Source organism: Bradyrhizobium sp. SOJA106 (assembly GCF_059448745.1).
Window position 1 is genome coordinate 5,080,296 of the sequence record NZ_CM182549.1, and the last position, 22,585, is coordinate 5,102,880.

General features: G+C 65.8%; 20 protein-coding genes. 5 read left to right on the plus strand and 15 right to left on the minus strand.

All coding sequences use genetic code 11. The features are described 5' to 3' along the window. Positions 1–3 precede the first annotated feature (3 nt). Complete coding sequence (locus AC5V87_RS23720; RefSeq protein WP_456838109.1) at positions 4–1,263, minus strand: adenylate/guanylate cyclase domain-containing protein; 1,260 nt, start codon at positions 1,261–1,263, stop codon at positions 4–6. Positions 1,264–1,440: 177 nt separating this feature from the next. Between AC5V87_RS23720 and AC5V87_RS23725 the strand changes: the two genes are divergently transcribed. Together AC5V87_RS23725 and AC5V87_RS23730 are read left to right on the plus strand one after the other, a co-directional pair. Continuing rightward, positions 1,441–2,598, plus strand: coding sequence for an MFS transporter (locus tag AC5V87_RS23725; RefSeq protein ID WP_456838108.1), 1,158 nt, complete (start codon positions 1,441–1,443; stop codon positions 2,596–2,598). Between the two features lie 31 nt (positions 2,599–2,629). Then, positions 2,630–2,818 (plus strand): hypothetical protein, encoded by a 189-nt coding sequence (locus AC5V87_RS23730; protein WP_456838107.1) that lies wholly within the window; start codon positions 2,630–2,632, stop codon positions 2,816–2,818. Between the two features lie 274 nt (positions 2,819–3,092). Here the strand turns inward: AC5V87_RS23730 and AC5V87_RS23735 are convergent, their stop codons facing one another. From AC5V87_RS23735 to dmeF, 3 genes are all read right to left on the minus strand, one after another. Continuing rightward, positions 3,093–3,971 carry a DMT family transporter gene (locus AC5V87_RS23735; RefSeq protein WP_495367944.1) on the minus strand — a complete coding sequence of 293 codons (879 nt, stop codon included), beginning with the start codon at positions 3,969–3,971 and terminating at the stop codon, positions 3,093–3,095. 82 nt (positions 3,972–4,053) lie between these two features. Beyond that, positions 4,054–4,875, minus strand: coding sequence for an N-acyl homoserine lactonase family protein (locus AC5V87_RS23740; protein ID WP_495367945.1), 822 nt, complete (start codon positions 4,873–4,875; stop codon positions 4,054–4,056). 89 nt (positions 4,876–4,964) lie between these two features. Further along, a complete protein-coding gene (dmeF, locus tag AC5V87_RS23745) occupies positions 4,965–5,942 on the minus strand; it encodes a CDF family Co(II)/Ni(II) efflux transporter DmeF (RefSeq protein ID WP_456838104.1) in 978 nt (325 codons plus the stop codon). 198 nt (positions 5,943–6,140) lie between these two features. Here dmeF and AC5V87_RS23750 point away from each other — a divergent pair, with 198 nt between their 5' ends. The 3 genes from AC5V87_RS23750 (at position 6,141) to AC5V87_RS23760 (ending at position 9,702) form a co-directional block, all read left to right on the plus strand. After that, positions 6,141–6,959 (plus strand): chromate resistance protein ChrB domain-containing protein, encoded by an 819-nt coding sequence (locus tag AC5V87_RS23750; protein ID WP_456838103.1) that lies wholly within the window; start codon positions 6,141–6,143, stop codon positions 6,957–6,959. Then, complete coding sequence (gene chrA, locus AC5V87_RS23755; RefSeq protein ID WP_495367946.1) at positions 6,959–8,344, plus strand: chromate efflux transporter; 1,386 nt, start codon at positions 6,959–6,961, stop codon at positions 8,342–8,344. Before AC5V87_RS23750 ends, chrA begins: the two co-directional genes overlap by 1 nt. A 143-nt stretch (positions 8,345–8,487) precedes the next feature. Further along, entirely contained in the window at positions 8,488–9,702 is a 1,215-nt protein-coding gene (locus tag AC5V87_RS23760) for a YeeE/YedE family protein (protein WP_495367947.1), read from the plus strand. 846 nt (positions 9,703–10,548) lie between these two features. On the opposite strand, the gene AC5V87_RS23765 is transcribed toward AC5V87_RS23760, so the two are convergent. The 11 genes from AC5V87_RS23765 to AC5V87_RS23815 all read right to left on the minus strand — a co-directional run bounded on the left by AC5V87_RS23765 (position 10,549) and on the right by AC5V87_RS23815 (position 22,457). Continuing rightward, on the minus strand, positions 10,549–12,093 hold the full coding sequence (locus AC5V87_RS23765) for a GMC family oxidoreductase (RefSeq protein WP_495367948.1): 1,545 nt from the start codon (positions 12,091–12,093) through the stop codon (positions 10,549–10,551). 79 nt (positions 12,094–12,172) lie between these two features. Further along, a complete protein-coding gene (gene parC, locus AC5V87_RS23770) occupies positions 12,173–14,431 on the minus strand; it encodes a DNA topoisomerase IV subunit A (protein WP_456838099.1) in 2,259 nt (752 codons plus the stop codon). A 61-nt stretch (positions 14,432–14,492) separates the two neighbouring features. Further along, complete coding sequence (locus tag AC5V87_RS23775; protein ID WP_495367949.1) at positions 14,493–14,768, minus strand: hypothetical protein; 276 nt, start codon at positions 14,766–14,768, stop codon at positions 14,493–14,495. A gap of 103 nt (positions 14,769–14,871) precedes the next feature. Next, entirely contained in the window at positions 14,872–15,624 is a 753-nt protein-coding gene (recO, locus tag AC5V87_RS23780) for a DNA repair protein RecO (protein WP_456838097.1), read from the minus strand. Between the two features lie 171 nt (positions 15,625–15,795). Next, a complete protein-coding gene (locus AC5V87_RS23785; RefSeq protein WP_456838096.1) occupies positions 15,796–16,176 on the minus strand; it encodes a hypothetical protein in 381 nt (126 codons plus the stop codon). Positions 16,177–16,197: 21 nt separating this feature from the next. Beyond that, the gene (gene era, locus AC5V87_RS23790; RefSeq protein ID WP_456838095.1) at positions 16,198–17,124 is read right to left on the minus strand and encodes a GTPase Era; all 927 of its coding nucleotides are present in this window, start codon (positions 17,122–17,124) and stop codon (positions 16,198–16,200) included. Further along, positions 17,114–17,944, minus strand: a complete 831-nt coding sequence (rnc, locus tag AC5V87_RS23795; protein WP_456838094.1) for a ribonuclease III — start codon at positions 17,942–17,944, stop codon at positions 17,114–17,116. Before rnc ends, era begins: the two co-directional genes overlap by 11 nt. Next, positions 17,941–18,714 (minus strand): signal peptidase I, encoded by a 774-nt coding sequence (gene lepB / locus AC5V87_RS23800; protein ID WP_027559600.1) that lies wholly within the window; start codon positions 18,712–18,714, stop codon positions 17,941–17,943. Before lepB ends, rnc begins: the two co-directional genes overlap by 4 nt. Positions 18,715–18,960: 246 nt before the next feature. Beyond that, the gene (acpS, locus tag AC5V87_RS23805) at positions 18,961–19,380 is read right to left on the minus strand and encodes a holo-ACP synthase (RefSeq protein ID WP_456838093.1); all 420 of its coding nucleotides are present in this window, start codon (positions 19,378–19,380) and stop codon (positions 18,961–18,963) included. Continuing rightward, positions 19,377–20,129, minus strand: a complete 753-nt coding sequence (locus AC5V87_RS23810) for a pyridoxine 5'-phosphate synthase (RefSeq protein ID WP_495367950.1) — start codon at positions 20,127–20,129, stop codon at positions 19,377–19,379. The genes acpS and AC5V87_RS23810 overlap by 4 nt, the downstream gene beginning before the upstream one ends. Before the next feature lie 42 nt (positions 20,130–20,171). After that, positions 20,172–22,457, minus strand: coding sequence for a RelA/SpoT family protein (locus AC5V87_RS23815; protein WP_456838091.1), 2,286 nt, complete (start codon positions 22,455–22,457; stop codon positions 20,172–20,174). Positions 22,458–22,585 lie beyond the last annotated feature (128 nt).

Here is a 22,585-nt window from a genome sequence, read left to right on the forward strand (position 1 = left end):
GGCCTAATTCGCCAGATAGCGCTCGTAGCTCCCGGTCACCGGCTCGCTCGCGTCGACTTCCGGATCGAGCGTGTAGAGATCCTGGGCGCGACCGATACCGCGTAGCGCATAGCGGCCAGTGGAGACGAGGTAGCGCCGGCCGGCGGCATCGAGGCCTTTGTAGAACTCTGCTGAAGCCAGCAGCTCGCGGTCGACCGAGCGGCTCATCGAGGCGATGCGGCTGACCTCGTTCACGGTCGGGCCGACCACGGTGAAGTCGAGCCGGTCCTCGCTGCCGATATTGCCGTAGAAGACCTCGCCGACATGCAGGCCGATATAGGCCGAGGTGGTGGGACGGCCGTCGGCGGTGCGACGCACGTTCAGCGCCGCGACGTTCTTGCGCAACAGATGCTCGGCGCGGAGCGCCGCGCGGCGGGCATCGGCCATGTCCTCGCCGGTGAACATCGCGAGCACGCCGTCCCCGATCAGCTTCAGGACGTCACCGCCGGCGTCGTGGATCGCGTCGATCACGGCCTGGGCGTAGTCGTTGAGGAACGGGATGATCTCGTCCGGTCCGATGCTCTCGCTGATCTGGGTCGAGCCGCGCAAATCCGAATACCACAGCACGGCGTTGATGCGCTCGGTGACGCCGCGCGAGATGCGCCCGCGCAGCACCTGCTCGGAGGCGTCGCGGCCGAGATAGACCCGGCCGAGCGTGCGCACGATGTCGACCTGCTGCGCCGACTTGATCGCCAGCCCCAGCACCGGTACGAGATCGCGCATCGCGGCGAGCTCGGCATCGCGAAACCCTTCCTCGCGCCGCGTGGTCCAGCAGGAGTAGAGGCAATCCATCTGTCCGAGCGCGCCGGTCTCGCCGAAGCGGTGCACGAAGGCGAGATAGTGACGATGGCCGTTTTCGGCGAGCTCGCCGATCTGCGAGAAATCCAGCGAGGGCGCGTCGGCGAGATCGATCACCATCTCGTCTTCGCCATGCTCGAGCAAGTGATAGAACACCGAGCGACGCCAGTTCTTGGCCGCATCGCCCTCCGCCGTCGAGCCGTACTCGACGACGTCGCTCTCGTTGCTCGGCGTATCGCTCCAGCGGAAGGCACGGCCCTCATAGATCGGGTGCAGGGTGTCGATGACGACGAGCCCGCGCGAGAGTTCCAGCCCTTCGGCGCAGCAGCGCTCGCAGAAGCCACGCAGCAGGTCGGGTTCGGGAAGGCCGGTGAGCCCCTGGCCGGCCAGCCAGTTCATCAGCGCAAGACGGGAATTGAGTTGCATAGACCATTATGGCGCGCATTCGTGACGAGCGAAAGGCGTTTGCCACGCGCAGGCCGTGCGCAAGGCTCCCGCCCTTCGCAGGTCGAATATGCCGCGGCTGCGGTTGACGGGTTCACGCTGCGAGCGGCAAATGCCTGCGATGATGAATTGGTCGGCCAAAATCGGAAGCATGCGCAGATGAGCCAGCGCCAGCTTCCGATCATCCTGGCGCTCGGCACCACGCAGACCCTGGCCTGGGCCTCCAGCTACTATCTGCCGGCGCTGCTTGCCGATCCCATGGCGCACGACCTCGGCGTCTCTTCCAACTGGGTCTTTGGCGCGTTCTCCGCCTCGCTCGTGATCTCGGCCATGCTCGGCCCGCGCATCGGGCGGCAGATCGATCTGGTCGGCGGACGACAGGTGCTGTCGGCCTCGAACCTGACCATCGCCGCCGGCCTCGTCCTGCTCGGCCTCTCGCAATCGGTCGCGGTGATGGCGTTTGCCTGGCTCGTGCTCGGCATCGGCATGGCGATGGGGCTTTACGATGCAGCCTTCGCCGCGCTGGGCCGCATCTACGGCACGGAGGCGCGCAGGCCCATCACCGGCATCACGCTGATGGCGGGCTTCGCCTCCACAGTCGGCTGGCCTCTCACCGCCTGGGGCCTCGCCCATATCGGCTGGCGCGAGACCTGCTTTGCCTGGGCCGCCGCCAACATCCTGATCGGCCTTCCCCTCAACTTTTTCGTGCTGCCGGCGATCAAGGGGGCGAGGCAGGCGGCCGCGACGGCGGAAAAGCCGCATGTGCCGCTCGACCGCACCATGATCCTGCTCGCCTTCGTCTTCGCCGCGGCCTGGACCGTCACCGGTGCGATGGCCGTGCATTTCCCGCGCATCGCAGAAGCAGCCGGCGCGACGCATGTCGAGGCGATCGCGGCCGGTGCGCTGATCGGCCCGGCCCAGGTGGCCGCGCGCGTCCTCGAAGCCGGCCTCCTCAGCCGCTTCCATCCGCTGTGGTCGACCCGGCTCGCCTGCCTCACCCATCCGATTGGAGCGGCTGTCGTGGCGATCTTCGGGGGTGCCGGCGCAAGCGCCTTTGCGCTGCTCCACGGCTCGGGCAACGGCATCCTGACGATCGCCCGCGGAACGCTGCCGCTGTCGATCTTCGGCCCCAAGGACTTCGGCTACCGCCTCGGCATCATCGGGGCCCCCGCAAGGATGGCGCAAGCGGCGGCGCCGCTGGCCTTCGGCCTGCTCATCGACGTCATGGGCGCCAAGGTGCTGATCGTCTCCTCCGCGCTCAGCCTCTCGGCGCTGGCGGCGCTGTTCCTGATCCGCGCCGGGCGGCGGCCGGATTGACCACACCGCCGCTTTCGCGCACAAGCGGCCCATGACCGATGACAACAGCCCGCCCCGCACCTTCAAGGGTCTTTTGCGCTGGGCGACCACGCCGCCGCAGGCCTGGGGCGTCTATCTCCTCGCCCTCCTGCTGGTGTGGCTGCTGTCGTTCTATGCGGGCACGCTGAAGCCGAAGAAGACGCCGGAGACGAGCCCGCCGCCGGTCACGGCCCCACGCTAAAGCATATCGCGCCTCCGGCCGCCCGGACGTCCTCGACAAAGCTGCCGACTTCGTTCGTGAGCTCGCGACAGGCCGTCTGCCGCGCTCAGCACCTCGCTTGCCGCAATGCCCGTTTCCGTGGCCGCCTTGCTCACGGGCGAACCAGACAGCGTCGGCAACAGCGGAGATCGGCGCCCGGATCGCCCAAATTGCGCTCTGCATCGGCCTGCGCATGCCGGCACGACGAACGCTGCGTGGGAAGCGACATTTCAACCTTCGCACGTCGCGGAGCTGATCAATTCGTCTTCGCCTCGCTGGTCGCGATCCAGATGCCGGCGAACACGGCGATCAGCCCGACCAGAAGATTGGGCGTGATCGGCTCGCCGATCAGCAGCGCCGCCAGCAAGGTCGCGGCGATCGGATTGACCGTCATCGTATTGGCGACCCGGGTCGGCGTCGCCCGCGCCAGCGCCATGACCCAGAGGATGAAGGCGAGCGCGCCGCCGCCGGCGCCGAGATAGATGCCGGCGATCCACTGCCCCGTCGTGAAGTGATCGAGTGCGACAAAGCTGCCCTTCGCCAGGCCCGCCAGCACCAGCACGAGGGCGCCCGAGCCCATGCCGACCGTGAGGAAGCCAAGCGCGCTGGAGCGTTGCATCAGCGGCCGTGACAGCACGTTGTAGAAGGCCATGCAGAACACCGCGCCGGTCATGATCAGCTCGCCCCGCCACGCGCCGGGCGGGCTCTGCGCCAGGCCCGCGGCCAGCGCCGCCGCGACCCCGAGCACTGCGATGGCAACGCCCGTGATCTTGCGCATTGTCAGCCGCTCCACGCCGAGGATCGCGCCGACCACCATGGTGTGGAGCGGAAGCGTCGCCAGCGCCAGGCTGGCGCGAGCCGCGGTCGTGTAGGACACTGCGATGTTGTAGAGGATGAAGAACAGGCCGAAGAAGCAGATGCCGAGCAGCGCCACGGAAGGCCAGTCGGCGCGCTGCGGCCAGCGCACGCCGAGCACGAGCGCACACGGCAGCAGGCAGAGAAAGCCGATGCCCCAGCGCAGGATCGCAAGCAGGATGGGATCGGCCCCGCCGACCAGATAGCGCGTGATCGCGGCCGCGGTGCCGCCGATGCTGCTCGATAGCAGCGCAATGGCAACCCCGAGCCACTCGCCCACGCTTCGTCTCCTGTTTCGGAGCCTCGAGGGCGGCTAGCACATCCCTGCTGCCACCATCATGGCAGCAGGAGCGTGACGCATCTCAGTCGTAAAATTCCGGCGCCATCTTCTGGCCATCACGCTGGGCCTTGTCGTGGTTGATCCAGAGCTGCGCCTTCTCCTTGTCGAGCGTGTCGGCGATCTTCTGCATCGAGGCCACGCTCATCTCCTTGCTGGCGTTCATGGTGGGGACGCGGCGGTTGTCCCAATTGTCCCTGAAATGGACGGCGTCGCCGGAGAGCACCACCGCGCCGGTCTTCGGCAGCTTCACCAGCAGCGACTGATGTCCCGGCGTATGACCGGGTGTCGAGAGGATGGTCACGCTGCCGTCCCCGAACACGTCCTTGTCGCCCGTCAGCAGCTCGACAGGATGCGACGGCTTGAACCGCGGTTCCTTGTTGGCGCCGGGCCAGTCATATTCGGCCTTCTGGACGTAGAGCATCGCCTGCGGGAACAGTTCGACATTGCCGACATGGTCGGGATGCGTGTGCGAGACCGCCATCGTCTTGATGTCGTCAGGCTTGACGCCGAGCTGGTCGAGCTGTGCGGCAAGCGTCTTCGGCCGCCGCCAGGTCACGGCCTTGGGATCGGCCGGCGCAAGGCCATTGGGCATGGCCGCGACGGAGTCCGCGATGCCGGTGTCCCACAGGAACCAGCCCTTGGCGTGCTTGATCAGATAGCAGCTGTCGGCGAAGTCCATGGTCTTACCTTCGTTGAGACCGGGCGTCCAGCGCGAGATGTCGCCGGCGGTGCCCTCGCCGCAATTGAGGACGTAGAGCTTTTCGACGCCGGCCTGCGCGACAGCGGCCTGGCCCGACAAGGCGAGGGCGGCAACGGCGAGAGCAAATTTGAGTCTGGGCATCATCTTGGTCCCTCCTGGGGCAAGCGATTGGAGCGGCTGCGACCGAGGATCAACCCCGGCCGTGTCGCTGAATTCCGTTCGCTGGGATCACGTCAATGTGGGCAAGTCTCGACCTCGACCGTGACGTGGCTGAGCCTCTTGAGGCCGGCGAGGCGCTTCTTGTAGACGGCGGGCTGCTTCGGCTTGTCCGACACCAGCGAGACCAGCACGGCGCAATGACCCGGACCGATCTGCCAGAGATGCAGGTCGGTGACGCGATCCTCGCCGACCTCCATGCGCGCGCGGATCACCCGCTCCAGCTTCTCGTCGGCACGAACGTCGAGCAGCACCGCGCCGGATGACTTGATCAGACCGAACGCCCAGCTCGCGATCACGACGCTGCCGATCAGGCCGACGGCCGGGTCGGCCCAGACCCATCCCGAATACATCGCGACCGCGAGCGCGCCGATCGCCAGCACCGAGGTGGCGGCATCCGCCATGACGTGGACATAGGCGGCGCGGAGATTGTTGTCGTGATGATGGTGGCGATGGTGGCGATGGTCGTGGTCGTGATCGTCGTGATCATGATGCGCGTCGCCGTGCCCATGATCATGGCCGTGATGGTGATGATCGTGGCTGTCGCGCAAGAGCCACGCACTGACGAGATTGACGCAGAGACCGAGCGCGGCGACCGCGATCGCCTCGCCATAGACGATCGGCACTGGCGTGATCAGCCGCAGCACACTCTCATAGGCGATCTCGATGGCGATCAGGCCGAGGATGATCGCGCTGGAAAAGGCCGCGAGATCGCCGAACTTGCCGGTACCGAAGGTGAAATGCGCATTGCCGAGGTGCCGGCGCGCGAAACGGTAAGCGAAAGCGGCGATGCCCAGCGCGGCCGCATGCGTCCCCATGTGCCAGCCGTCGGCCAAAAGCGCCATCGAGCCGAACAGCGTGCCGGCGACGATCTCGCCGACCATCATGACCAGCGTGAGGACGACCACGAACCAGGTGCGCCGCTCGTTCTCGTCGTGCTTCTCGCCCAGGAAGGCGTGGTCATGCGTCCACTGTTCAATGGAGTGGGAATGCATCGAATTCTCCAGAAGATTCAGGTCTATTGGAGCGCACTATAGACCGGTGAAGCCCAATTTTCTAAGGCCCAATCGCCTCGCGCATTGACAGTTCCGATTAGTTTCGCTGTAATCGGCCCATGGGGATTTGAGCGATCTCCCCACGAGGCGACATGCCCAAGTATCGCGTCCCGTTCGTTCCTACGAGGACGCATCCACATGACCACTTTCACGACCATATCGTCCGACAAATTGGCGCGCCTGATCGGCACGGCCAATGCTCCTGTCCTGATCGACGTCCGCACCGAGGAGGATTTCGCCGCCGACCGGCGGCTGATCCCCGGCTCGATCAAGCTCAGCCACGAGACCGTCGCGGAATGGGGCGGCGAATTTGCCGGCCGCTCCGCCATCGTCTCATGCCTGCGCGGCGCCAAGCTCGCGCAGGGCACGGCGGCCTGGCTCCGCCAGCTCGGCGTGCAAGCCGAGACGCTCGATGGCGGCTTCGAGGGCTGGAAGGCAGCCAAGCTGCCACTGCTCGACACGCGAAAACTGCCGCCGCGCGACGCCAAGGGACGCACCGTCTGGGTGACGCGGGCACGGCCGAAGGTGGACCGCATCGCCTGTCCCTGGCTGATCCGCCGCTTCGTCGATCCCAACGCGGTGTTCCTCTATGTGGCGCCGTCCGAGGTGGTCGCCGTCGGTGAGCACTTCAATGCCGCCCCGTTCGACATCGAGAACGTGTTCTGGAGCCACCGCGGCGAGCTCTGCACTTTCGACGTGATGATCGAGGAATTCGGCATTGCCACGCCGCCACTGCTCCGGCTCGCGACCTTGGTGCGCGGTGCCGACACCGCGCGGCCGGATCTGGCGCCGGAGGCCTCCGGCCTGCTCGCCGCCTCGCTCGGGCTGTCGCGGATGTATGACGACGATCTCGAGCAGCTCGAGGCAGGCATGACACTCTACGACGCCTTCTACCGCTGGTGCCGCGATGCCACGGCCGAGACCCACAACTGGCCGACCAACAAGGTGAAGGCGTGATGGACACCCGCGCCAATCAAACGGGAGCTGATGCCGGTCACGGCATCAGCTTCGGCGAGGCGTTCCGCGTCTGGCTCCGCGTCGCATCCTTGAGCTTCGGCGGGCCCGCGGGCCAGATCGCGGTGATGCATCGAATCCTCGTCGAGGAGAAGAAGTGGATCTCCGAGGGGCGTTTCCTGCATGCGCTGAACTACTGCATGCTGCTGCCGGGGCCCGAGGCCCAGCAGCTCGCGACCTATGTCGGCTGGCTCTTGCATCGCACCGCCGGCGGGCTGATGGCGGGCGGACTGTTCATCCTGCCCGGCATCATCGCCATCATGGGCCTCAGCTACATCTACGCCGCTTACGGCAATGTCAGCTTCGTCGAGGCCTTGTTCTTCGGCCTGAAGGCCGCCGTGCTCGCCATCGTCGTCGAGGCCGTGGTGCGCGTCGGCAAGCGCGCGCTGAAGAACCGCATCATGATCGCGCTGGCGGCCATCGCCTTCGTCGCGATCTTCTTCTTCGCGGTCCCCTTCCCGATCATCATCATCGCCGCGGGCCTGATCGGCTATGTCGGTGCACGAGCCGGCCGGCCGGAATTCGCCCCGGCCGCGCACGGCCACGGCGGCAGCAGCGCCGCGATCGACAGTATGCTCGGCGAAGCCGTGCCCGAGCATGTGCGGCCCAACACCGGACGCGCGATCCGGACCGGCGCAATGTGGCTGGCGCTCTGGCTTGTGCCAGTGATCGCACTGCTCCTGGCGCTCGGCGAGGCCAACGTGTTCAGCCAGATCGCGCTGTTCTTTTCCAAGATGGCGCTGGTCACGTTCGGCGGCGCCTATGCGGTGCTGGCTTACGTCGCCCAGCAGGCGGTCGAGCATTATCACTGGCTGAAGCCGCATGAGATGCTCGATGGTCTCGGCATGGCCGAGACCACCCCGGGCCCGCTGATCATGGTGCTCCAGTTCGTCGGCTTCATGGCTGCCTATCGCGATCCGGCCGGGCTGTCGCCGATGCTTGCTGCGACCGTCGGCGGATTGCTCGCGACCTGGGTCACCTTCACGCCCTGCTTCCTCTGGATCTTCGTCGGCGCCCCCTATATCGAGCGCCTGCGCGGCAACACAGGTCTCGCCGGCGCGCTCAGCGCGATCACCGCCGCCGTCGTCGGCGTCATCCTCAATCTTTCGATCTGGTTCGCGCTGCACACGCTGTTCCGCGAGACCGTGCCGGTGCACGCCTTCCCGCTGGATTTCGACATGCCGGTGCTGCGAAGCGTCGACATTCCCGCACTCGTGCTGTCGATCGCGGCTGCGACCGCGATCTTCCGCTTCAAGCTCGGCATGCTCACGGTGCTGGCCGGCAGTTGCGCCGCAGGCGTGGCGCTGCGGTTGGCGGGGGTGATCTAGCGACGGTCTAGGTTCTGATGGAACAGCGCAGTTCCCGATCAAGCGTCCCGCCCTCTAAAGGGTGAAACGTTTGGAACGGCGCCTGTTCGCCCTGGTTAGCTCCCATTCATTGCCACGAGGACCTCTTTCCCCGGGATGAGAGCATGACTGACCTGTCCATCGATGCGCGGCTGCTTGCTCCTGACAATGATCGGCATGGCGCCAATCTCACGATCGTCGCCATCGCCGTGGCTGTCCTCATTGCCGGCGCGGCGGCCTTGTCTGGCACGATCTCCTGGCAGCAGGGATTGTTGTTTCTGCTCGGCGGTGCGCTCGGTCTGACGCTGTATCACGCGCTGTTCGGCTTCACCTCGGCCTGGCGCGTCTTCATCCTCTCGCGCAGAGGCGCGGGGCTCCGGGCGCAAATGGTCATGCTCGCGCTGGCGACAGCCCTGTTCTTCCCGGCGCTGGCGCAAGGCACGCTGTTCGGCAAGGCGGTGCATGGCGAGCTCGGCGCAGTCGGCATCGGCATGGTGATCGGGGCATTCCTGTTCGGGCTCGGAATGCAGCTCGGCGGCGGCTGCGCCTCCGGAACGCTGTACACCGCCGGTGGCGGCAATACCCGCATGCTGGTGACATTGGCGGCCTTCATCGCGGGATCGACGATCGGCGCGCTGCATCTGCCGTGGTGGAGCGCGCTGCCGAACATCGGGGCCGTGTCGTTGATCGAGCGGTTCGGATGGCTCCCGGCACTGCTGCTCTGCTGGGTCGTGATGGCCGCGATCTATCTCCTCACCATCAGGGCCGAACTCGCGTGGCATGGCCAGCTCGAGCCGGGCGGGCGGACCAGATTGCAAGGCGCGCGCCGCTTCATGCAGGGACCGTGGCCGCTGCTGTGGGGCGCGATCCTGCTCGCGATCGGCAATTTCGCAACGCTCTATCTTGCCGGGCGACCATGGGGCATCACCTCCGCTTTCGCGCTCTGGGGATCGAAGATCCTGATGGGCTTCGGCGTCGACGTCGCGTCGTGGCCCTATTGGCAGGGCGCCCGCGCCGCTTCGCTGCATAAAAGCATCTTCGCGGATATCACCTCGGTCATGGATTTCGGCATCATCCTGGGCGCGCTGCTGGCGGCGGGCCTTGCCGGCAAGTTCAGTCCGACGTGGCGCATCTCCGCCCGCTCCCTGCTCGCCGCCATGGTCGGCGGCCTGCTGCTCGGATACGGCGCGCGCCTCGCCTATGGCTGCAACATCGGCGCCTATTTCAGCGGGATCGCCTCCGGCAGCCTGCACGGCTGGTGCTGGCTGGTCGCGGCCTTCATCGGCAATATCCTGGGAACGCACCTCCGGCCGCTGTTCGGCCTGGCCGTCGAAAGGTAGGTAAGCCGCAGGGCCTCGGCCCCGGACACGGCTCCCATCCGTCGGGCAAAACAGTCGCGACGCATCCGTTCATGGCTTGTCAAGTCCGCCCCTCACAAATATTCTTCTTTACCGAAATTCTGATTTGCCGTACAAGCAAAACACCCTGGCCCGAGACAAGGGGCGGATCGCGATCGTCACGAACCGCGGGCTGGGCAGCGATGGACGCGACGGCGTCGGGCGCGAGCGGCATTGCAGGGCGGCTTTCGCTGTGAGCAATTGCCTTCGCGCGTACGACACGACGCTGGCAGCGTCTTCGTATGGCTTCGGGTGTGAGCACACGCCAGCTCCTGGAGTCTCAGCGAAGGCGTGCGCGGACGGAGAAGTCGTGTGGTCCTGACGCCCGGGGTCTGTGCGTCAAGTCCTGCGGTGATGTGGCGGTCCGACCGGACAGCGCGCGTCAGCCATCCGCAGGGCGACGGGGGCAATAGTGCATCGCTCCCCGAGGAGAGCACGAAGGACACCGTTAAAACCATTCGCGCAGGGAAGGCCGGGCGATCCGGCGAACCTGTGGTCCACCCCGTGTGCATTTTTCCGAGCGCACGGACTTGCGGGTGCCAGCTGGCGCCCGGCCTTCCCTGCGCCCTTGTCTTACGAGGGCGTTGCGAGAGGTAGAACTCGGGCGCTTTAAGCCGCGAGAACGCGAACGCTCGCCCGCTGTTTGAAACGTATAACGGAGCGGTGGCCAGTCTTGGCTCATTCTCCCTCGGTGTCATCGCCCGCGAAGGCGGGCGATCCAGTACTCCGCAGCGGACATTGTGCGAACCCACTGGTGCCTCGGCGGGGCAAGACACCTTCGTTGTCGCGCTACCGCATCATCATCCGCGCGATCGCCTCCCCGATCACCACCGTCGTGAAATGCGTGTTGGCGCGGCAGTCGGATGGCATGATCGAGGCGTCGGCGACGCGCAGGCCGCCGATCCCTTTCACGGTGCCATCGGGATTGACCACGCCGTCGCCGTCGTTGACGCCGCTCATGCGGCAGCTGCCGGCGGCATGCTGGATGTCGCCGGTCTCTCGGCGCAGCAACGCATCGAGCTCGCGATCCGGCAGGCTGGCGGCCTGCGGCAGCGTCAAATCGGTGTCGGCCAACCTGATCCAGTCGGCGATGCCTGATAGCGCCGGCTGCGACGTGATCACGGCCAGCCGTTTCACCGCGTCCATCATCCGCAGCATGTCGCGGGGATCGGCGAGCATGTTCTCCTCGACGACGGGATCGATGGATGGGTCGGTTGAAGCCAGCTTCAGCGTTCCGCGCGAATAGGCGTTGAACAGCCCGGCGCCGATCGCCCCGGGCACGCCGATACCACGATGGTTGAACGCGATCAGGATCATGTCGCGCTTGCCGCCGTCGGCGAGGCCCGATGAATAGGTCACGCAACAATTGGTGTGGCGAGTGTCCGGATCGGTCGGCCGCAGATTCTCGCGGAGCTGGATCGTGGCGCGAAACAGCGGATGGTCGAAAAAATGCCGGCCGACCGGCAGGTCGCGCTCGACCGCAATCCCCAGCGCCTTCAGCTCTTCGGCCGGCCCGATGCCGGAACGCAGCAGGATCGCCGGACTGTGGATCGCGCCGGCACACAGCACGATCTGACGCGCGCTGATCTCGTGGGTGCCCTGCCCCTCTCTATGAACGCGGACGCCGGTCGCCCTTCCGTCACTGATCAGCACGCGATCGACCAGCGCGTGGCCGCGGATCTCCAGATTGGCGCGGCCGCGCGCGGGCTCGAGATAACCCTCATTGGTGGTGATGCGGCGGCTGTCGCGGCTGTTGATGGGGTAGCAGGCAACGCCCTCACCGTCGGGGCCATTGAGATCGGCGCACCAGGGATAGCCGCTCGCCAGCGCCGCATCGCGCAGGCCGCGATCGACGGGTCCCCATTGTTCGGGCGGCGCGCGATAGACCGGCAGCGGTCCGCCGCGGCCATGGCCTTCGGCGTCGCCGAATTCCAGATCGTCCTCGATCACCGAGAACAGCGGCATCACGTCCTTGGCCGACCAACCGGTGCAGCCATTGGCGGCCCATTCGTCGAAGGCATCGGCAACGCCGCGGATCGCGATCTGGCCATTCATCATCGAGGAGCCGCCGAGCCCCTTGCCGCGCCAGTAGAAGCGCGGCTCCTGCCCCGCCACGCGGCGCGTCAGGAGATCAGGCCACTGCCATTTCTCCTGGTACTCGCGCTTGTGGATGATCGGGATCGGGTTCGGCGTTCGCACCTCCCAGGGCGCCTCGTCGGCGCGCCAGTCGAGCCCCGCCTCTAACAGCAGGACGCGCCGTGCAGGGTCCTCGGACAGCCGGGCGGCCACAGCGGCGCCGGCGGAGCCGCCGCCGACAACAATGACATCGTACATTGCGTTACTTCTCGACATTCCCAAAGTCCGGCATGCCCAACGCTCACGCGTTGCAGCGCGTCCGGGACACGAGACCGCCCTACCCGATCACCCTGCCGAACTTGTTCGACTTCGGGAAGCCCTTCGGCGGCAGGCGGCCGGCATCGCCGCGATTGCCTTGCCACTCGGCAAGCTCCTTCATGCTCGCGGAGAATTCGCGACCCGCAGAGTCCTTCCAGGTCAGACCCGCCTTGGCGTCGAACACAGCAACATCGGAGAGACCGCCGTCCTTGTACTTCTGCAGCCGCGTGCCGCGGCCGCGGGCCATTTCGGACACCTGCTCGAGCGGGAAGATCAGCATCTTGCGATTTTCGCCGATGACCGCGACGGTGTCGCCGAGCACTTCGGCGATCGCGCGCGCCTCGTTCGGCATGTCGACGTTGAGGACCTGCTTGCCCTTCTTGGTGGTGCCGACGCAATCGTCCTCGTTGACGACGAAGCCCTGGCCCTCGTGGCTCGCGACCAGGAATTTGCGTCCGCCCTTGTGGACGAACAGCGCGACGGGTGCGGCCTCCTGCTCGAGGTCGATGAACAGGCGGATCGGCTCGCCGTGTCCGCGGCCGCCGGGCAGTTTCGCGACGTCGAGCGAGTAGAATTTGCCGTTGGTCGCGAACAGCAGCAGCTTCGACGTCGTTTCGGCGAAGAAGGCGAAACCGAGCTTGTCGTCCTGCTTGAAGGCGAGCCCCGAGAGATCCTCGACATGGCCCTTCATGGTGCGGATCCAGCCCTTCTCGGAGACGACGACCGTCACCGGTTCGCGCTCGACGAAGGCCTCCTCGATCGCGGCGAGATCGTGCTCGGGCGCATCGGCAAAGGTGGTGCGGCGCTTGCCGAGCGGCGTCTTCGGTCCGAACATGTCGCGGACCTTGCCGACCTGCTCGCCGACCTTCTTCCATTGCTCGGCTTCCGAGGCGAGCACCGCGTTGATGCCCTTGAGCTCGGCACGGAGGTTCTTGTCCTCGGTGCGGATTTCCATCTCCTCGAGCTTGCGCAGGGAGCGGAGCCGCATGTTGAGGATGGCTTCGGCCTGCACCTCGGTGAGCTTGAACGCCTTGATCAACGCCGGCTTCGGTTCATCCTCGGTGCGGATGATCTTGATCACCTTGTCGATGTTCAGATAGGCGATCAGGAAGCCGCCGAGGACCTCCAAGCGGTGCTCAATCTGCGCCTTGCGGTAGTTGCTGCGGCGGATCAGCACGTCGCGCAGATGGTCGAGCCATTCGCGCAAGCACTCCGCGAGCCCCACCACCTTCGGGATCTTGCCCTTGATCAGGACGTTCAGATTCAGCGGAATCTTGTTTTCGAGCTCGGTGAGCCGGAACAGCGATTCCATCATCAGCGCCGGGTCGACGTTCTTCGACTTCGGCTCGATCACGATGCGGACGTCTTCGGCCGACTCGTCCCTGATGTCGCCGACCAGCGGCAACTTCTTCTGATCCAGCAGCTCGGCGACCTTCTCGATAAGCCGCGACTTCTGCACCAGGAACGGAATCTCGGTGACGACGACGACCCAGGTGCCGCGTGCGCCCTCTTCGTGCGACCACCTGGCGCGGACGCGGAACGAGCCGCGGCCGGTGGTGTAGGCCTCAGCAATGGCCTGCTTGGAATCGACGATGATGCCGCCGGTCGGAAAATCCGGGCCCTTGACCCACTTCAAGAGCGCCTTGGATTTGGCGTCGGGCTTCTCGATCAGATGCAACGCTGCGTCGCACAGCTCGGCGGCGTTGTGCGGCGGGATCGAGGTCGCCATGCCGACCGCGATTCCCTGCGCACCGTTGGCGAGCAGGTTCGGGAAGCCGCCGGGCAGCACCACCGGCTCTTTCGACTGGCCGTCGTAATTGGCGCGAAATTCAACCCCGTCCTCGTCGATGCCTTCGAGCAGCAGGCGCGCGACGTCGGTCATGCGCGCTTCGGTGTAGCGGTAGGCGGCGGGGTTATCGCCGTCGATATTGCCGAAATTGCCCTGGCCGTCGACCAGCGGATAGCGCGAGGAGAAATCCTGCGCGAGACGAACCATGGCGTCGTAGATCGCCTGGTCGCCATGCGGATGGAACGAGCCCATCACGTCGCCGACGATCTTTGCGGACTTCTTGAAGGCGGTGCCCGGGTCGAGGCGGAGCAGGCGCATGCCGTAGAGGATGCGCCGGTGCACCGGCTTCAGGCCGTCGCGCGCATCGGGCAGCGCACGGTGCATGATGGTGGAGAGCGCATAAGCGAGATAGCGCTCTTCGAGCGCCTCACGCAGCGGCACCTCGTGAATTTCGGCCGGTTCTTCCGGCGGAACGATTCGCTTTCCCATGCCGCCCGGTTAAACCGTGGAAGCGAATCGGGCAAGGATCGAATGGTTCCCTGTGGGCAGCCTATTGGCCTGCCCAGCCGGCCGTCACGGGCGGGGTCTTGGCCGGCGCCGGGGCTGGCACGTTGGTCAGGCAGCGGCGGGCCGCCTCGATCTCGGCCTCCGTGGCACCATGGGATCGCGCCCATGTCTCTGCGGCTGCAGCGGAATATTTGGCCACATAATACCGGACGAGAGTGCAGGAGGCGCGCCGAAACACACCCGGCTGCGGTTCGCCGGCCGTTGCGTCAGGCGCGAGCGCGACCAGCGCCGCGGACAAGGCAAATCCCCTGATCAACATTTGGGCTGTCCCCCGTTGTGGAACCCTGCGGGGGCGAACTCGATTGGGCCGATTTAGTTCCCCCGGGAACCGAAACTGGACGGGCAAGCCAGGCGCGATCAACTCATGGCGCCGGAATTGCAGCTCTCGCCTGCTGCCGCATCAGCGCATTGATGAAGCCCGCGCGCGCGTCGGAATGGCCTTGGCCTCGCGGCTCAAGCACATGGCGCAGCAGGAACAGACCGGTGAGCCGGAAGCCATCCTGGAGATCCCGCTCGGTCAGCTCGCTCGCGGCTTCGCCGTGGCGCAGGAACGGCGGCAGGCGCAGCAGCCGGTCCCGCCACGGCTCGCCCGCGCCGCGCGACACCGCGCCGCCGGATTTGGGCGAAACGTAGATCAGGTCCGTCGTCTCGCCGGTCACCGCGCAATTCTCCAGCGCCAGCCCGAAGCCGAGCTCGGCGAGCATCGCCAGCTCGAAATGGATCAGATGCACGGCGGCGCTGCCGATATCGTCGAAATCGTCGAGCGAATGCTCCAGCAGCGCAAAGATGTCTTCATGCGGATCGCGCTCCGGCAGCAGCCGCGCGATCGAGGCGAGATGGGTGACGCCGTAGACCCCGTGGGACGACCCCAGCAGCGTCGCTGCACGCAGCTTCAGACCCTCGATCGCATAGGTCCCGAGATGCTCGTCGAGCCGCGCCCGCCACACCGCACTGACGCTGTTGCCCGGCTGGAGCAAAGGTCGCAGCCGCGAGCTGGCACCGCCGCGCACGAGCCCGAGATGGCGGCCATGCGCGCGGGTCAAGAGCTCGACGATGGCGCTGCTCTCGCCATGCCGCCGCACCCCCAGCACGATGCCTTCGTCGGTCCATTCCATGGAAGTGAGTCTACAGGATTCCGGTGCCTCTCGCACGCACTCGTGCCCCGGACCAAACGCGGCGCGCCAGCGATGCGTTGCCGAGCCGGGGCCCATCTCTCCGCGCGCTCCTGGGTCCCGGCTCTGCGGCGCAGTGCTGACGCGCTGCACCTTGTCCGGGACACGAGACCCTCACGCGTTGAACCAGCCCTGCGCGTCGCCGGTGAACGAGAAATACAGTCCGATCGCCGTCAGCGCGCAGGAGACGATCTCGATGGCGCTATCGAGTTCCAGGCCCTTTTCGCCGATGATCTGGCCGAGCGAGATCACCGAGAGAACGAGCGCTGCCGCCAGCACCCAGCGCGGCCAGTTCTTGCGCCAACGCGCCGCCAGCCAGACGAAATAGACCAGCAGCAGGATCATGCCGCCGGCGAGCAGGGTCGCCGTCATGATCATCTGCTCGGTCGTCTCGGCATTGGGCGTGCGGTCCTGCACCGCGACCGACAAGGCATCCAGCATCAGTGACGCATAGAGCAGCGCTTCGAAGCGCCGGACGTTACTGGGCACGCTCATCCGATACCGATCTTTTCTTGGTTATTCTTTGGGAAAGTCCAGGCCCATCTCGCGGTAGCGATCGGGATCGTCGCCCCAGTTCTCGCGCACCTTGACGAACAGGAACAGATGCACCGGCACATCCAGGATCTGCATCAGCTCTTTGCGCGAGTCGGCACCGATCGACTTGATGGTGGCGCCGCCCTTGCCGAGCACGATCTTCCGCTGGCTCTCGCGCTCGACGAAGATCGTCTGCTCGATGCGCACCGAATGATCCTTGCGCTCCTCCCACTTGTCGGTCTCGACCGTGGACTGGTAGGGCAATTCCTGGTGCAGCTTCTGATAGATCTTCTCGCGCGTGATTTCGGCCGCGAGCTGCCGCATCGGAGCGTCCGACATCTGGTCCTCGGGATAGAGGAACGGACCTGGCGGCACCATCTCGGCAAGCGTCGTGCGGATGTCGTCGACGCCGTCGCCCGAGATCGCCGCGATCATGAAGGTCTTGGCGAACGTCATCCGCTCGTTGGCGGCCTGCGCGAGTGCCAAAAGCTTCTCGCGCTGGACCAGGTCGACCTTGTTGATGACAAGGATCTTGTCGTGATTGACGCTTGCGGCCTTGGCAAGGATCGCCTCGGCCTCCTCGTCGATACCGGTCTTGGCATCCAACAGCACGCAGACGAGATCGGCATCATGCGCCCCGCTCCAGGCGGTCGACACCATGGCGCGGTCGAGCCGGCGCTTGGGCGAGAAGATGCCGGGTGTGTCGACGAGGATGATTTGCGCATTGTTCTCGATCACGATGCCGCGGATCAGCGCGCGCGTGGTCTGCACCTTGCGCGAGACGATCGTGACCTTGGCCCCGACCAGCGCATTGACCAGTGTGGACTTGCCGACATTGGGCGCGCCGATCAGCGCCACGAAGCCGCAGCGCGTCGCGGTCGGCATCTCGCCGCTTGTTTCAGCCGTCATTGCCGCCGCCAACGCCTTCGCGTTCGATCATGACCGACGCCGCGACCTTCTCCGCCGCGCGCTTGCTGCCACCGACGCCTTCGGCCGGCGCCAGTCCGGGCAGGTCCACCGCGACACGGAACTGCGGATCGTGATGCGGGCCGGTGCGCTCGACCTCGCGGTAAACAGGGGTCGGCAATCCCTTGCCCTGCGCCCATTCCTGCAGCACGGTCTTGGGATCGCGCAAGGGACGCCGCGGCTTGTGCATGCGCTCGGTCCAGTTGCGCTTGACGAACTCGGACGCCGCCGCATGGCCGCCGTCGAGGAAGATGGCACCGATCACGGCTTCGCAGATATCACCGAGGATGGATTTGCGCAGGCGGGCATCCGCGCTGGACCCGACTGACCCCAGCTTGATGTCGTCGAGCAGGCCGAGCGATTTTGCGACGTCGGCGCAGCTCTCTTTCCGCACCAGCTCGGCAAGCCTCTTGGACAGCTCGCCCTCGTCGGCGTTCGGGAAGGCGTGATAGAGCATGTCGGAGACGACGAGGCCGAGCACGTGGTCGCCGAGGAATTCCAGCCGCTGATAGCTGTCGCCGCGCTTGCGCCCCGACTTCAGCGCGGAGACATGCGTGATCGCCTGCATCAACAGGTTCGGGTCAGTGAAGGCGTGGCCGATGCGTGCCTCGAGCGCAGCGTTGGCATCCGCCGCCTTCGCCTTGGCCTTCTTGCTGCTCCGCGCCCGCTTCTTCTTGGCAGGCGTCTTCGTTGCAGCTTCGCTCTCGGGAGCGGCTTGCGCCTCGATCGATTGGGTCGCGATGTCCTTGGCTTCGTCTTTCATCGGACGATTTTGAAGAAGCGATTCCAGCGCACCGACCACGGCCAGCGCCAGAACATCCAGGCATGCTCGCCTTGGCCGATCGAGAAGAAGATCATCTGGGCCCGGCCGATCAGGTTCTCCTGGGGCACATAGCCCACCGCCGACTGGACGCGGCTGTCGGTCGAATTGTCGCGATTGTCGCCCATCATGAAGAAATGGCCGGGCGGCACGGTGTAGACACTGGTGCTGTCGTAGAAGCCGTTATCGACGCAATCGAGGGTCTCATAGGAGACGCCGTTCGGCAGCACCTCCTTCCAGCGCTTCACCCGCGCCGTCGTGACCCGCTCCGTGTCGGACGAGCTGCAAGGGTCTTCGCCGACGAAGTCGCTCAACCGCTCGCGCTGCACCGGGACGTCGTTGATGTAGAGCAGCCCGTCCTTCATCTGGATGCGGTCGCCGGGAAGGCCGATCACGCGCTTGATGTAGTCGGTGGAGTCTTCCCTCGGCAGGCGAAACACGACGACATCGCCGCGGTTCGGGTCCGCGCCCCAGATGCGCCCCGAGAACAGCGGCGGCGAGAACGGAATCGAGTAGTGGCTATAGCCGTAGGAATATTTCGAGACGAACAGATAATCGCCGACCAGCAGCGTCGCCTTCATCGAACCCGAGGGGATGTTGAAGGGCTGGAACAGAAAGGTGCGGATCACCAGCGCGATCAGGAGAGCGTGGATCACGACCCGGATCGTTTCGCCGACGCCGCTCTCAGTTTTCGTTCCCGAAGTCACGCTCATTGCTCTCTCAATTCCGGCCGGCGGTCACAGAGCGCCCTCCTCCCGCGAACAGCCCATCGCTCGCGGCCCAAGGAGATTGTCCTGATTCTGATAGTGAGGGCCAATTCCGGCGTAAAGCCGAATTCGCCCAGCCTGATTTGCGTCGCGACTTTTAGACGGTTGTCGGAGGCCACGCAATCAAGGATCGCATCAAAACTGCACAAGGTATTGATTTTGAATACGAATTATAAAATGGGCGCGAAACGGTCAGGGCTTGGCGAGCGGGACGGCCGAAATGACGACGAAGGCCTGGGCGAGCGGCCAGTCGTCGGTGATCGACAGGTCGATTCTTGGCTCGAATCCCACCGGCGTCAGGGCCTCGAGCCGGGCCAGGGCGCCGCCGGTCAGCTGCATGGTCGGCCGCCCGCCCGGCAGGTTGACCACGCCCATGTCGCGCCACCACACGCCGCGCCTGATGCCGGTGCCGAGCGCCTTGGAGCAGGCCTCTTTGGCGGCGAAGCGCTTGGCGTAGGTCGCCATCACCATCCTCTCGCTCTTGGCACGCCGCTCCGCCTTGGCCCGCTCGGCCGCCGTAAAGATGCGGTCGAGGAAGCGTTCGCCGTGGCGCTCGATCACTTTGGCCACGCGGGTGATGTCGATCAGGTCGGAGCCGATGCCGATGATCATGCCCGGCTCCGGCCGCGATCCATCGCCGCGCGCATGCTGCGCACCGTCTCGGCAAGGCCGACAAACAGCGCCTCGCCGATCATGTAGTAGCCGATATTGAGCTCCATGATCTCCGGCAGCTCGGCGATCTTCTCCGCCGTGGCATAGTCGAGGCCGTGGCCGGCGTGAACCTCGAGCCCGGCTCGTTTTGCGAGCTTCGCCCCCGCCACGATCCGCTGCCATTCGGCTTCCGCCTTGTCGGTGTGCCCGTCGACGACGGCGTCGCACCAGGCGCCGGTGTGGATCTCGATCACGGGCGCGCGTAGCCGCGCCGCCATCTCGATCTGCGCAGGGTCGGCGGCGATGAACAGCGAGACGCGGATGCCGGCATCGTTCAACCGCGCGATGTAGGGCGCGAGCGCATTGTGCTGGCCGACCACATCGAGCCCGCCTTCGGTCGTCACCTCCTGGCGGCGCTCGGGCACCAGGCACACCGCGTGCGGCTTGGTGGCCAGCGAGATGCGCATCATGTCGTCGGTCGCCGCCATCTCGAAATTCAGCGGCTTGGAGATCCCGGCCTTCAGCCGCGCCATGTCCTCATCGCGGATGTGCCGGCGGTCTTCGCGCAGATGGGCGGTGATGCCGTCGGCGCCGGCCTCGATCGCCAGCAGCGCGGCGCGCACCGGATCGGGATGGCGGCCGCCGCGCGCGTTACGCACGGTCGCGACATGGTCGATATTGACGCCGAGGCGGAGCGGAGAAGCGGGCATTTCAGGACTCACGAAATCAGAGGCAGACGTAGCAAGCAGCGTCTATCCATTAACACGTTCGACTTTGGCGACGACAGCCTTGGCACGCAGCTGGGCCAGGATCGCGCTCAGATGCTTGAGGTCGTAGACTTCGAGATCGATCGTCGTTTCCGTGAAATCGGGCGAGCGGCGCTGCATGCTGATATTGTCGATGTTGCCGTCGTGCTCGGCGATCACGGTCGCGATCTGCGCCAGCGCGCCGGGCTCGTTGACGTTCTCGACCTTGATGCGGGCCGGGAAGCGCTGCGGCGCGGTGTCCTCGATGTCCCAGCGGACGTCGAGCCAGCGCTCCGGCTCCTCCTCGAAATCCTTCAGGGCCGGCGCCTGGATCGGATAGATCGTGATGCCCTCGCCTGGCGTGACGATGCCGACGATACGGTCGCCCGGCACGGCGCCGCCGTTCGGCGCGAACTTCACCGGCAGGTCGGAATTGATGCCGCGGATCGGGATCGCGACGGCGCTGCGCGGCGACTCGGACGACCTGTCCTTGAGCTTGGCGGCAAGGCCCTTCTTGACGCCATAGCGTGCGACGCGCTCCTCCTTGTAGTCGGGATACATCGCGCGCGCGACGTTGGAGGCCTTGATCTCGCCGCGACCGACGGCCGCCATGACGTCCTCGATCGACGTGCGCGCCAGCCGCGGCAGCGCACCCTTGAGCTTGTCGTCGGCATATTCGATCTTGGCGCGCTCGAACAGGCGCTCGACGATGCGGCGGCCGAGACCGGCATATTGATCGCGCACGGCGGTGCGCGTCGCACGGCGGATCGCGGCGCGTGCCTTGCCGGTGACCGCGAGCGTCTCCCAGGCCGAGGGCGGTGCCGATTGCGCCTCCGAGGTCAGCACCTCGACCTCGTCGCCGTTCTGGAGCTCCGAGGACAGCGGCGCGAACTTGCCGTTGATCTTGCATCCCACAGCGCTGTTGCCGACGTCGGTATGCACCGCATAGGCGAAGTCGATCACGTTGGCATGGCGCGGCAGCGCGATCAGCTTGCCCTTGGGGGTGAAGCAGAACACCTGGTCGTGGAACAGTTCGAGCTTGGTGTGCTCGAGGAATTCTTCCGGATTGGCGCTCTCCGAGAGGATGCCGATGGTGTGGCGCAGCCAGGCGAACGCGTTGGACTCGCGCTTGAGGAATTCGGTCGGCGAGCCGACGCCCTCCTTGTAGAACACGTGCGCGGCGATGCCGCGCTCCGCGATCTGGTCCATCTCCTCGGTGCGGATCTGAAGCTCGACGCGCTGGTTGCCCGGCCCGATCACCGTGGTATGGATCGAGCGATAGTCGTTCTGCTTCGGCGTCGAGATGTAGTCCTTGAAGCGCCCCGGCACCACCGGCCAGGTGGTGTGGACGATGCCGAGCGCGCGATAGCAGGCCTCGATGTCGTTGACGACCAGTCGAAAGCCGAAGATGTCGGACAATTGCTCGAACCCGACCGACTTGCGCTCCATCTTGGTCCAGATCGAGAATGGCTTCTTGCGGCGGCCATAGACGCGCGCCCCCAAGCCGCGGTGGCGCAGATTGTTGGAGAGCTGGTCCTCGATTTCGCCGATCAGATTGCGGTTGCGCTCGGCGAGTGCGTCGAGCCGCTGCATCACCACCGAATAGGCCTCAGGATCGAGGGTGCGGAACGACAGGTCCTCCAGCTCCTCGCGCATCTCCTGCATGCCCATGCGCCCGGCGAGCGGCGCATAGATGTCGAGCGTCTCCTCGGCGATGCGACGGCGCGATTCCGTCGGAACGAAGTCCAGCGTGCGCATGTTATGCAGGCGGTCGGCGAGCTTCACCAGCAGGACGCGGACATCGTCGGCAATCGCCAGCAACAATTTGCGCAGGTTCTCGGCCTGCTTGGCTTCGCGCGATACCAGCTCCAGCCGCTTCAGCTTGGTGAGGCCCTCGACCAGCACGCCGATCTCGGGGCCGAAGATCTGGTCGATCTCGGCCCGCGTCGCCTCGGTGTCCTCGATGGTGTCGTGCAGCAGCGCGGCGACGATGGTGGCATCGTCGAGCTTGAGGTCGGTGAGGATCGCCGCCACTTCGAGCGGGTGCGAGAAGTATGGATCGCCCGAGGCGCGGGTCTGCGAGCCATGCGCCTTCATGGCGTAGACATAGGCGCGGTTCAGCAGGTCTTCGTTGGTGTTGGGGTTGTAGGACCTGACCCGCTCGACGAGGTCATATTGACGCATCATGCGCGCGCGGGGCTTGGCCGGACGGGCCACCGGCGCAGTCGGGGCCACGGCAACCGATTCGGTTGCGGCCAGCATCTGCGTTGGTCTGCGGCGCCGATACACCATGCCATCCTGCCTTCGAACGGACCACGAGAGAGCCCGTTGTATACATCTTAGCTCCGATCCCGCGCGGGTCCCGATCAATTCATCAATTCAGTGACAGGGCGCGGCGCGAACCGGCAACACTATGGTAA